This is a genomic window from Vibrio sp. V31_P5A7T61, from assembly GCF_009904895.1.
GTDB lineage: Bacteria > Pseudomonadota > Gammaproteobacteria > Enterobacterales > Vibrionaceae > Vibrio > Vibrio metschnikovii.
In genome coordinates this window covers 15,733-27,641 of sequence record NZ_WXWI01000018.1, presented here as the reverse complement: position 1 = coordinate 27,641, position 11,909 = coordinate 15,733, and the positions used below count along the sequence as shown (strand labels likewise).

General features: G+C 46.0%; 10 protein-coding genes. 7 read left to right on the top strand and 3 right to left on the bottom strand.

All coding sequences use genetic code 11. The features are described 5' to 3' along the window. Positions 1-2: 2 nt before the first annotated feature. The 4 genes from CAG58_RS02610 (at position 3) to CAG58_RS02595 (ending at position 5,539) form a co-directional block, all read left to right on the top strand. Positions 3-896, top strand: a complete 894-nt coding sequence (locus CAG58_RS02610; RefSeq protein WP_154170196.1) for a metal ABC transporter solute-binding protein, Zn/Mn family — start codon at positions 3-5, stop codon at positions 894-896. An 88-nt stretch (positions 897-984) separates the two neighbouring features. Next, positions 985-1,668, top strand: a complete 684-nt coding sequence (locus CAG58_RS02605; RefSeq protein WP_154170198.1) for a response regulator transcription factor — start codon at positions 985-987, stop codon at positions 1,666-1,668. Continuing rightward, on the top strand, positions 1,658-3,052 hold the full coding sequence (locus CAG58_RS02600) for a HAMP domain-containing sensor histidine kinase (RefSeq protein WP_161425448.1): 1,395 nt from the start codon (positions 1,658-1,660) through the stop codon (positions 3,050-3,052). The genes CAG58_RS02605 and CAG58_RS02600 overlap by 11 nt, the downstream gene beginning before the upstream one ends. Positions 3,053-3,343: 291 nt before the next feature. Next, a complete protein-coding gene (locus CAG58_RS02595; protein WP_161425447.1) occupies positions 3,344-5,539 on the top strand; it encodes a TonB-dependent receptor domain-containing protein in 2,196 nt (731 codons plus the stop codon). A gap of 125 nt (positions 5,540-5,664) precedes the next feature. Here the strand turns inward: CAG58_RS02595 and CAG58_RS02590 are convergent, their stop codons facing one another. Then, entirely contained in the window at positions 5,665-6,810 is a 1,146-nt protein-coding gene (locus CAG58_RS02590) for a glycerate kinase (RefSeq protein WP_161425446.1), read from the bottom strand. 140 nt (positions 6,811-6,950) lie between these two features. Here CAG58_RS02590 and CAG58_RS02585 point away from each other — a divergent pair, with 140 nt between their 5' ends. From CAG58_RS02585 to CAG58_RS02575, 3 genes are all read left to right on the top strand, one after another. Next, positions 6,951-7,337, top strand: a complete 387-nt coding sequence (locus CAG58_RS02585; RefSeq protein WP_161425445.1) for a YacL family protein — start codon at positions 6,951-6,953, stop codon at positions 7,335-7,337. Between the two features lie 206 nt (positions 7,338-7,543). After that, positions 7,544-7,882, top strand: coding sequence for a P-II family nitrogen regulator (gene glnK, locus CAG58_RS02580; protein ID WP_004394213.1), 339 nt, complete (start codon positions 7,544-7,546; stop codon positions 7,880-7,882). Positions 7,883-7,908: 26 nt separating this feature from the next. Then, a complete protein-coding gene (locus CAG58_RS02575; protein WP_161425451.1) occupies positions 7,909-9,138 on the top strand; it encodes an ammonium transporter in 1,230 nt (409 codons plus the stop codon). A gap of 52 nt (positions 9,139-9,190) precedes the next feature. Here CAG58_RS02575 and CAG58_RS02570 read toward each other — a convergent pair whose 3' ends face one another. Together CAG58_RS02570 and CAG58_RS02565 are read right to left on the bottom strand one after the other, a co-directional pair. Continuing rightward, positions 9,191-10,282 carry an ABC transporter ATP-binding protein gene (locus tag CAG58_RS02570; protein ID WP_154170210.1) on the bottom strand — a complete coding sequence of 364 codons (1,092 nt, stop codon included), beginning with the start codon at positions 10,280-10,282 and terminating at the stop codon, positions 9,191-9,193. Further along, positions 10,279-11,883 (bottom strand): ABC transporter permease, encoded by a 1,605-nt coding sequence (locus tag CAG58_RS02565; protein WP_161425444.1) that lies wholly within the window; start codon positions 11,881-11,883, stop codon positions 10,279-10,281. Before CAG58_RS02565 ends, CAG58_RS02570 begins: the two co-directional genes overlap by 4 nt. Between the last annotated feature and the right edge of the window lie 26 nt (positions 11,884-11,909).

Below are 11,909 nucleotides of genomic sequence, written 5' to 3'. Positions count from 1 at the left end.
TTATGTACCCTCACTGCCGAACCATCATGACTAAATTGTGGTTGCTATTGTGTAGTTCATTGCTGCTGGTGTCTCTATCAGCACAAGCTCAAGACCGAGTATTAACCTCTTTGCCGGTTACTTATTGGTTAACCAAGCAGCTGGTTGATCAGACGCCAATAGAGGTTGTCTATCTGCCATCGCCTCGTTTTAGTTTACAGCGTCACCAAAGCTGGTTTGATAGCGAGCAGCAAAAAGTGGCCAAGTACGCCAGAGAAGCGACAGCAGTCGTGACTATCCGCTCCATTTGGCCGCAAGACCCGATTTATCCTCAGGTGCGTCAATACAATATTCATCTGGTGCCCATTGATGCTGCGCAAGCCTTAACGCCAAGAGCGCCAGCGGTTTCATCATTACGAGATGGACAAGGACAGATCTCGCCGTATGTGTGGCTCAATCCACTCAATTTAACCACCATGCTGAATAATATTAGCCTCGATTTACAGCAAATATTCAGCTCGCAACAAGCGGCTATTCAAGCGAATCAGCAGCGCGTGGCGCGTGAACTACAGCAGCAGCTTTTTGCCAATCAAGCTCGATTGTTTAATCATGAGGTCGAAAGTGTGGTGTTGTTGGATGAAGCACTGCTCGATTTTGCTGCGGGCTACAGTTTATCAATCCAAGGGCAGCAATTTAAGCCGGAGCTGGAGTGGAATACGCAAGATCAACAACAGTTAAAACAATGGTTGCAAACGTCATCCGATGTTTGGGTATTGACGACTCGTCCGCCGAGCCCTGCGTTAAAGGCCTTATTGGGAGAGTTTTCACGCTATATTGTGATCGATCCGTTAAGCCGTTTAGGGCAAGGATTTGATGTTGAACATCCCTGGCAGCGCTGGCAAATTGATTTAGATTAACTCGTATGAAGGCTATCGGCTGTTGTGCTTGTATTTGAGTTAATAATAAATAGAATAATAACAATTCCTATTTGTTATTATTAAGCTCATGCCGACCATTCTAATTGCTGATGATGATCCGATGATGTGCCAACTGCTCGAATCTGTGTTGGTGAATGAGGGCTATCAAGTCATCTGTGCCCATGATGGCGAGCAAGCGTTAACTCAGCTTGCCAGCCATCCCTTTGATCTGGTGTTACTCGATGTGATGATGCCTAAACTCAATGGATTGCAGGCGGCACGGCGCATCTGCCAGCGTTTTTCGACCCCGATTGTCATGATCAGTGCTTTTGCGGACGAAGCGGCAAAAATCGATGGCTATGAAGCTGGAGCGGATCACTATTTAACCAAACCGTTCAGTATTCCGAAATTACTCACTTTGATCAAAGCGACACTACGTCGAGTTGCATTAGAGAAACAGCGCCATACCCATCATTTTGCACTGAATTTTTCAGGGCAACTGTCAGCGCATATGGATACCTTGCGTCGGCTGCCGTTTACCCAAACCGAACTCGATTTAGTGACTTATCTGGCGGCTCATCCGCAGCAAGTGATCTCCAAATCTGAGCTACAGCATCAAGTGTTAAAACGAGAGTTGTGTCCGTTTGATCGTAATTTAGATATGCATATCAGTAATATACGTCGTAAGCTATCGCAAGCTGGATGGCCAAAATCCACCATTCGTACCGCGCGAGGCGTGGGGTATCAATTTGCCAGTGCCCATGTTCAATAAAAGACAATGGTGTCTTTTTTCTGGGAACCATATTTGCCAGCGATTGGTGGTGCGTCTTTTTGCCAGTTTAGCGCTCAGTGTGTTGTTGATTTTGCTCTCTTTTACTGCCGTAGAGATGGTGCTCTATGAGCGTTTTTTAACCCTGCCTAATAAAGTCCAACGAGAATTACAACAGTTAAGTGCCAGCGCCAATCAACAGCGCCAGCTCGGTGCAGAGGCCCTAGCGCAATGGGAAATATCTCAGCCTTATTTATTGTACGTAATAGACAGTACTAATCATGTCGTCAGTGGGCGAGATATTCACCCTCATGTGCAGATGAAAATGCGTAACGCTCGTCAGCTCACCGAGCCGATGGGAACTCGAGTCTCGAAACCGATGATCATTGTGCCGATGAGCGAGGGATATTCGCTGATGGTTCAGTTACCATGGCAGCAACATCCTGCATCGCGAGCGGGCTATTATCTTTGGTCAACGAATCTGTTGCTCAGCCTATTAATTTTAACCTTGATCTCATGGGTATTAAGTCGTCAATTGCAAAGGCCATTGGGACGTTTACAGTGTGCTAGTCGTGCGGTGGCTCAGGGGATCACAGAAACGCGTGTTTCACAGTCGATAGGCCATAGCCCGTGGGAGTTTCAACAACTGGCGGCTGATTTCGATAACATGGCCGAGCAGATCCAAGGATTGATTGAAGAGCAGCGAAAATTGGTTCGCACTCTATCCCATGAGTTAAAAACACCGCTGACTCGGCAAGCCTTAGCTCTGCATTTAGCCAGCCATACTGATGTTGCCCAAGAGCGCACTCAATGGTTAGTGCGCGCTGAACAAGAAGCTCAGTTGATGGATTCAATGATTGAGAAAATCCTTGAGCTTAGTCGGTTGCGCAGTCTTCATTGTGATGTGGTATTACAATCGTTGGATGTGCAGGCGTATTTAAGTCAGCAAACCGAGCAGTTTCGTCCACATTTACAACCCACTCAGCAACTGCGATTTGTGCCGAGTGGACAAGATGAATGGATACGGGGCGATCGAGTGTTACTCGGCAGTATATTGGATAACTTATTGACTAATGCGACTAAGTACGCGGGTGAGCAGTGTTGCATTACAGTGATGACGAAAAAGCAGGATCGGCAAGTCAAAATCATCGTGATGGATGATGGTCCTGGGGTGGAGAGTGAGCAATTAGAGGCGATTTTTCGTCCTTTTTATCAAACGATGTCGACACTATCTTCTCGTCATGGTTATGGATTAGGTTTGTCGATTGTTCAGCAATCGGTTGAGAAAATGCATGGCCATGTCAGTGCTGAAAATAATCACGGCTTAGTCGTTACGCTGAGCTTTCCTGTCTACCTTCCCTCTGAGTTAAGCCACCGTCACGATTAACGATTTACTTTGTTTCTCAGAACATTATCCAATTGAGAGGGGGCAATATCATTTTCGATTAGGATGTTGAGAAAAGTTCCCTTTATCAGTGTAAAGAATGTAAAGTAAATACAATTGATAATTATTATTAGTTAGATTCCTTCCAGTGATAGTTCAAGCCCATTTATTTCCAACCCACGTGAAGCTGCCGTTATACGGCAATCATGGTGAGTGCCTCCATCGTTATCGCTGTTGAGCGCCTCCTTGGACCAAACAATGGGCATTATGCAATAAAGATAAAGGAATAGAACCATGTTGTTAACTCGTAAAACGAGCTTAGCGGTGGCGATTGCCTCGCTGTGTCATTTGCCTGTGTTGGCCCAAGTGGAAAGTAAAGCGGATGAAGTAATGGTCGTCACCGCTTCTGGTTTTGAAAAGAAATTGACTCATGCTCCCGCTACGATCAGTGTGATCTCCCGTGCTGATCTGGAAATGAAGCGTTTTGCTAATCTTGCTGAAGCGCTACAAGATCAAGAAGGGATTGATGTTTTTGGTAATACTGGAAAAACCGGTGGTTTGAACATCAGTATCCGTGGTATGCCGTCTGAATATACGCTGATTTTGATTGATGGTCGCAGACAAAATGTCGCGGGAAATATCACGCCAAATGGCTTTGGTGAGATGTCTGGTGGGGTTATGCCGCCGGTTAATGCTATTGAGCGAATTGAAATTGTCCGTGGCCCGATGTCAACGCTCTACGGCTCAGATGCGATGGGCGGGGTTATCAATATCATCACCCGTAAAGTAACCGACACTTGGAATACATCGATCACCCAAGATTATACTTGGCAGCAAGAGCGTGAATTTGGTGATACTCATAAAACCAGTTTGCATACCAGTGGTCCGCTGATCGCGGATACGCTAGGTCTAGCCGTTCGCGGTAGTTTTTATAAACGTAATGAATCCAATCTGACTGCGCAGGGAGCAGATGGTCGCGAGCTAGACGCCCGTGGGCAAAGCAAAGTCGATAATGAAAACTATACCTTTGGTACTCGTTTTGATTACATTGCGATAGACGATCATAACTTATGGTTCGATATGGACTTATCGCGTCAGAATTACGATAACGGTACTCCAGAAAATCGTAAACTGAGCCACAATGATACTGCAACCAATTGGCGCGGTTATGCTGACGAGTTACGCTATGAAAACCGTCAGTTTGCACTCGGTCATACTTCTCAAGTAGATTTAGGGGTATGGGAATCGAGTGTCATGTATAACGTTTCTGAAACCATTGGTCGCACCATTCCGGGGAATCCAAATCGTCCGAGTGGTATCCCAGGTAAGAATGTCAAAGATAAGCGTGAATTAGAAACCACCAATATTGTCTTTGATACCAAACTTAATACAACCATCGGTGATGATCATTACCTGACTGTAGGAGCACAGTACTGGAATGCTTCTATGACTGACGGTATGGTCAGCGAAGATTTTGAGCAAAAAACGTGGTCACTGTTTGCCGAAGATGAATGGCTGATTACCGATGCCTTAAGTTTAACATTAGGCGGACGTTACGATCATCATGATGCCTTTGGTAGCCACTTCAGTCCTCGTGCCTATGCAGTGTACAGCCTGAGTCCGACAATGACAGTCAAAGGTGGCGTGAGCACCGGTTATAAAGCGCCACAAGTGAATGCGTTACACAGTGGCATTAATGGGATTACCGGGCAAGGGACACAAATTACCATCGGTTCTCCGGATCTAAAACCAGAGACCACTCGCACTACCGAGATTGGTTTTTACTACAATGGTGAGCAAGGCATTACTACCAATGTCACGTTATTCCATAACCAGTTTGATGATAAGATCTCAACGGGTACGCCATTATCTAACTGTTTCTCATCGAGCAATCCGAACCGTCCTGGCTGCGTGAGTTATGGTGATAACTGGACTCAAGATACTTTTAGCCAACAAACTAACGTTGATGAAGCTTACAGTCGTGGTGTGGAATTTGCTTTTGCGATGCCATTACTCGACACGGTGAATTTCTCGATGAACTACACCTTTACTGAAACGGAAATCAAGGAAAAAGGCAAGGTTGCTGGCGAACTGAGTGATACACCAAAACATAAAGCCAGTGCGAAAGTGAACTGGACTGCGACTGAGCAAGCTAATGTTTGGTTAGCAGTGAATTATCGTGGCGAGAGCCGTCGCTTTAATGGTTTAGTGGAAGATCTCACTGCCGCTAATAAAGCGATGTACGATGCGGTAGGTGATATTAAAGCGTATACCCTGTTTGATCTGGGTGGTGCTTATCGGATCAATAAAAACTTCAGTGTCAATGCGACAATTTATAACTTATTTAACCAAGATTTTCGTAAGTTCACCGCTTATGAGTATGACGGTGATACCTACTACGCAAGTCAGTACAGTAATCTTCAACAATCGACCAAAGGTGCGATTTTAGAAGGACGCCGCTTATGGATTTCGGCTAACTACACTTTCTAAGTCTCGTGTTGAGTGACAAGTCGTGAATAGACAATGCCAGCGATCTGACGATCACTGGCATTTTTATTAATCAGTATGATGTCATGCTGCTTGGTGTAATCTTAATCGTCATTGGCTAACGACGATTAAGATTGATCCGCGCGAGACAAATGCAATACCGCCGCCACATTACGTGCAGTGAGCTCGATATTTTGCTCCGCTTCAGAAAAAGCGGTCGCTAAATCAACACAGCTTGGTACCACACTGAACACCGCATCCATCCCATGCTGATGCACAACGCCGCAATCGGCAGACAAGCTTCCCGCAATGCCGATCACCGGCACTGAAAAACGTTTGGCGGTTCGCGCTACCCCGATGGGCGTTTTGCCATAAATAGTCTGGCTATCAATGCGCCCTTCGCCAGTAATCACTAAATCGGCATCTTTGACCATATCACTTAGCTTGACGGCTTCCATAACAATCTCAATGCCAGGACGCAGGCTTGCCCCAAGCAGACCAATCAGCGCTGCTCCTAAGCCTCCCGCCGCGCCAGCGCCAGGGATATCTTTGACATCGATTGTCAGTTGCGTTTTGATGATCTGTGCGTAATTAGCAAGATTGGCATCAAGCTGCGCAACCATCTCTGGCGTTGCGCCTTTTTGTGGGCCAAATATCTGCGTTGCCCCTTGTTTACCGCATAAAGGATTATTCACATCGCAAGCCACTTGTAGCGTGATCTTGGCTAAGCGTGGGTCGATAGCAGAGGTATCAATGCGAGCCAGCTTAGCCAATTCTTCACCACCAAAGCCTAGCTCATCGCCTTGTGCATCGAGCATTTTAACCCCTAATGCTTGCGCCATGCCTAAACCGCCATCGTTAGTCGCGCTGCCACCAATCCCTATGATGATCCGTTCAACTCCGTGATCGAGCGCAGCTTTGATCAACTCACCTGTGCCATAGCTGGTGGTTTTCATTGGGTTGCGCAGCTCTGGCGCGACAAGGTGCAAACCAGATGCGGCTGCCATTTCTATCACAGCGGTTTTACCATCGCCCATTAATCCGTAGAAACCTTCAATCTGTTCACCTAAAGGGGCGGTGACTGTAGCCATAAAAATGGATCCACCGGTCGCGTCAACTAGAGATTGAACCGTACCTTCTCCACCATCGGCCATGGGTAATTTTAGGTACTGGGCGTTAGGGAATACTTGTTTAAATCCATTTTCAATCGCGGTAGCCACTTCCATTGCGGTTAGGCTTTCTTTGTATGAATCAGGAGCAATGACAATTTTCATTATTACACCTTATTAGGTTGAGGCCGTTAATTAGAGTAAACCATCGCTGAGCAAGGAGACAGTTGAGTTTCTTTAGTGTCGATAATCATTGATAATAACAAGATTCTATTTATCCCCAAGCATCAATGGCAGAGAACCTGATGGACTACGAATTTAAAAAAAATACCCTCGATGGCAGTTATTACTGCGCATTTTCAATGGACCATGAAATCATTGGTCGCTGGTTGCAAGAAGAGATCAGTCATGACCGTCAAAAAGTCGATCAAGTGTTACAAGCCATTCATCAAGCCCAGCAAGCGCCGAACCAAGAGCATATATTAGAAGGGCGTGAAATTAGCTTAATGATCCTAGCCGATGAAGTGACTGTGCAAGCCAATGTGTTGTCTCATGAGGATGAGTTAGACGTCGAGAGTGACTTTGATTTTTATGATTGTGAAAGCACAGCGAGCTGTGGTTTGGATGATTTTATCTTGATGATTGATCAGTGGTGTGAATTTATTCGCTATCGGCCGACTTCGCTTGGTTAGGTCGAGGCTGACAATACGTTGCACAACATCAGTGAAACGTGAAGCGGTTGCTTCAATAGTGGGAATTTACGCACCGTTATGGTGCGTTTTGCATATTTTAATCGCTGATTTTAAGTAAATAATCTTTATAAACAATACGTTAAAAAGTTGGCACGTACCTTGGATTGTATGAGTAGGAAATGGATGACTGCGATTGAGAGGATACGATGAAACTGATTAACGCGATAATTAAACCTTTTAAGCTCGATGATGTACGTGAGGCTTTAGCGGATGTTGGCATTGAAGGGATGACGGTGACTGAAGTTAAAGGTTTTGGACGCCAAAAAGGGCACACTGAGTTATACCGCGGTGCTGAATACCAAGTGGATTTTTTACCCAAGGTGAAATTAGAAATTGCCACTCAAGCTGATAATGTTGATCGCGTTCTTGAGGCGATCATTAAAGCGGCGCACACCGGGAAAATCGGTGATGGCAAGATTTTTGTTTATGACTTAAGCCACGCGGTTCGCATTCGTACTGGCGAAACCGACAGTGAAGCGCTTTAACATTCAATGGATTGGAGAATATGACTATGGAATTGTCACTGACAGTAACTGAGCTGCGCTATGCACTGGATACGTTCTTTTTATTAATTTCTGGCGCATTAGTGATGTGGATGGCGGCTGGATTTGCCATGTTAGAAGCGGGTTTAGTTCGCTCTAAGAACACCACCGAAATTTTAACCAAAAACTTTGTTTTATACGCGATAGCTTGTACCACTTTTTTGATCGTCGGCTATCACATTATGTATGTTGATAATGTTGAAGGTGGTTTATTTCCTTCACTGGGTGGCTTGATTGGTAGCCAAGAAGAAGGTGCTGATTTTGCTTTGCAAGCGGATTTCTTTTTCCAAGTGGTGTTTGTGGCTACCGCGATGTCAGTGGTCTCTGGCGCCGTGGCTGAGCGAATGAAGCTGTGGGCATTTTTGATTTTTGCACTAGTATTGACCGCATTTATCTACCCGGTTTCAGGTTACTGGACATGGGGCGGCGGCTTTTTGGATGCGGCAGGATACAGTGATTTTGCTGGTTCAGGAATTGTGCATATGGCGGGAGCCTCTGCGGCTTTAGCGGGTGTGCTCTTGCTCGGTGCTCGTAAAGGTAAATATGGTAAAAATGGCCAAATCTTCCCGATCCCTGGTTCAAACATGCCGTTAGCAACCTTAGGTACTTTTATTCTATGGTTTGGTTGGTTTGGCTTTAACGGTGGCTCACAATTAATGATCTCCGATTTTGAGAATGCCACCTCAGTAGCGCAAGTGTTCTTAAACACTAATGCGGCAGCGGCAGCGGGAGCGATTGCAGCGCTACTGGTATGCAAAACTACTTGGGGTAAAGCCGATCTGACGATGATCCTTAATGGTGCATTAGCGGGTTTAGTGGCGATCACCGCCGATCCTCTGTCACCATCGCCTCTCTATTCGGTGGCGATTGGCGCAGTGGCTGGAGTGATTGTGGTATTCAGTATTGTCGGTTTGGATAAACTCAAAATTGATGATCCAGTCGGTGCCATCTCAGTACACGGTGTGTGTGGTTTGTTTGGTTTGCTGGTGGTGCCTTTAAGTAACCTTGAGGCGACATTAACCGCTCAGTTATTCGGTGCTGCGGTGATTTTTGCTTGGGTGTTTACGGCTAGCTTAGTGGTGTGGGCGATTCTCAAAGCGACGATTGGTATTCGAGTCACTGAAGAAGAAGAAATGCAAGGCATGGACATTCATGACTGCGGCGTTGATGCTTACCCTGAATTTGTCACTCTAAAATAGCGATATTGAATCGTTGATCATCCCCTTACTGAAGGCTCAGTAAGGGGATTTTTTATGCCAGTAAACGGCAAGCGTAAGCGATGTTGGTAATCGCGACCGTTTGACCTACGGCAAATTCAGCGTGACGGTTAGTGATAACTGATAAATTCAGTTCATCGAGTTGTAGGGTATAAAAGTAATCATGGCCACGAAATTCACGGCTGATCACCGTCGCTTGTGTCTGCTGCTCGTTTAGCTGGCTGCTCAGTTGAATATCTTCTGGTCGAATAGAGAGAGTAACACTAGGTTCAGACAATCCGGGAAGCGTGATATTGCCTAAGCGAGTCTGTACCTGATCGCCATCAACTTGACCGGTGATTAAATTAGTATGACCTAAGAATTGAGCAACAAACGCATTGATCGGTTGCTGATAGACCTGTTGTGGTGTACCGATTTGCACCAATTTACCTTGTTGCATCACGCCAATTTTATCGGCGAAGCACAGTGCTTCCGCTTGATCATGAGTCACTAAAATCACCGTTGTTCCTGAGCGCTTAAATAATTGACGCATTTCATTACGCGTGGCTTCACGCAGTGCCGCATCAAGGTTACTAAACGGCTCATCAAGTAGCACGAGATCGGGCTCTGCGGCTAAGGTGCGCGCGAGTGCAACTCGCTGTTGCTGACCGCCAGATAACTCATTGGGATAACGATGACATAAATGGCTTAGTCCCATTAACTCTAACCAAGGGATCGCTTTTTCTGCACGTTGATTTTTGGGCGTCGTACGCATAGCAAACATAATGTTTTGTTCCACTGTCATGTGTGGAAACAGCGCATAATCTTGAAAGACGATGCCGATATTACGTTCTTGAGCGGGTCGTTGAGTGACCTCTTGGCCATGAAGGGCAATCTGACCTGAGTTAGGTTGCTCAAATCCAGCTAGCATGCGTAATGTGGTGGTTTTTCCGCAGCCGCTGGGACCTAATAAAGCCAAAATTTCACCGGCTTGCAGTTGAAAAGAGACATCGCTGACTGCAGGTTGATCGCTATCGGTAAACCATTTACTTAATTGCTGCGCTTGAATTTGGTATTGGCAATGAGGCGATTTTTCAGTCGCTAAGGTGTCTTGCATAGCGTCAATAACAAGGTTGTATGAACTCATTGGGTCCCTTTGATCTTTTCACGATTTAAGATTAAACCGAACGATAAACTAGAAAATAAAACAATCGCCGTCGCAAAGGGGGCGGCCTCTGCCATCAATCCTTCCGAAGTTCGTGAAAACACAGTCACCGCTAAGGTGTGATACCCCGTAGGAGCGAGTAAGAAAGTGATCGGCAGTTCTTTCATGCAGAATAGAAACACCAAAGCGATGGACGCTAAAATACCGCGTCTTAAGCGAGGCAGAACCACATAAAAAAAACTAGCGCTTGAACTGTAACCTAAGGACTGCGCCGCTTCTTCGGTATTTTGACGGGTTTGGATGAGCGCGCTGCGAATAGGGCCCATCGCTAAGGCAAGAGTGGCTAGACTCCAAGTCAGGATCAGCAATGCTAAGGTCTGGTATAAGAAAAATGCACTATGCAGAGCAAAAAACACCATGGCTAAAGCCAGCGTTAAAGGAGGCAGTGCATAACCAATGTAAGCACTGCGTTCCATGGTGCGTGTTAATGGCGATGGATAGCGAGTCACTAAATAACACAGTGGCAGCGCCATCAAAGCCGCCAATAACGCGGCGGGTGCGGCGGCAAAGGCAGAGCGTGCAAAAGTGAAAGGGACTTGCATGAGCAAACTGATATCCGGTGGTATGACGATCATCCAGTAACCGAGCATGGTTAAAGGCAAACCGATGGAGGCGGAAAACACAACAGTGACATAGAGCCAGGCTGCAGGAGTCGAAGCCCCTAAGGCGAACGGTTTTGCATGACGAGTAACACCACTACCGACACTGGAGAGGCGTTTCCGTTTTAACAATGAGTATTCAATTAATAAAAAACTGCCCGCTAGAGCCAGTAACATCAGTGATAGCCAAGCGGCGTAAATCCGATCAAATGCCCCTGAATACTGATTAAAAATCGCAAAACTAAACGCTTCATAGCGCATTAAGGCTACGGCGCCAAAATCGCCGAGCACATAAAGAGCCACCACCATGTAGCCAGCGAGGAGCGCTGGTAATAAATGTGGCAGCATCACAAAACGAAAGGTGGCGAATCGAGAATAACCAAGGCTGTAGGCGCTCTCTTCCAAGCTACTGTCTAATCCTAACAGCGCTGCACGTAGATTCAGAAATATATATGGATAGGTATAAAGCGCCAGCGCCCACACCGCCCCCCAATAGCCGGAGATATTACTGATTCGAATATCAAATAGGTGAGCTAATGCGCCCATATTGCCGCCGATACCGAGTAGAGCATAAGCCATCACGTAACCGGGTATCGCAAGGGGAACAATCGCGAGAATGGTTAACAGCTGTTTTCCTGCTATCGAGGTACGGGTAACTAACCAAGCCATGGGCAGTGCTAAAAAGGTACAAACGGCTAACACGCCAAAGGTCAGAGATAATGTATTGAGCAAAAGTTGCCAATTGCGTGCTCGAAACACCAATTCAATCAGCTGATCATAATCAGCTTGTGATGCACGCAGAACCAAGTAAAACAGCGGAATGATCATCAATAGTGAGATAACACCAGCACTGAGCAGTAAATAAAACGGAGGACGTTGACGAATCGCTCGTATAGAAAAGTCTGGTTGTGATGAAACACTCATAGGAGTTACTACCTGTATTCAGTGTC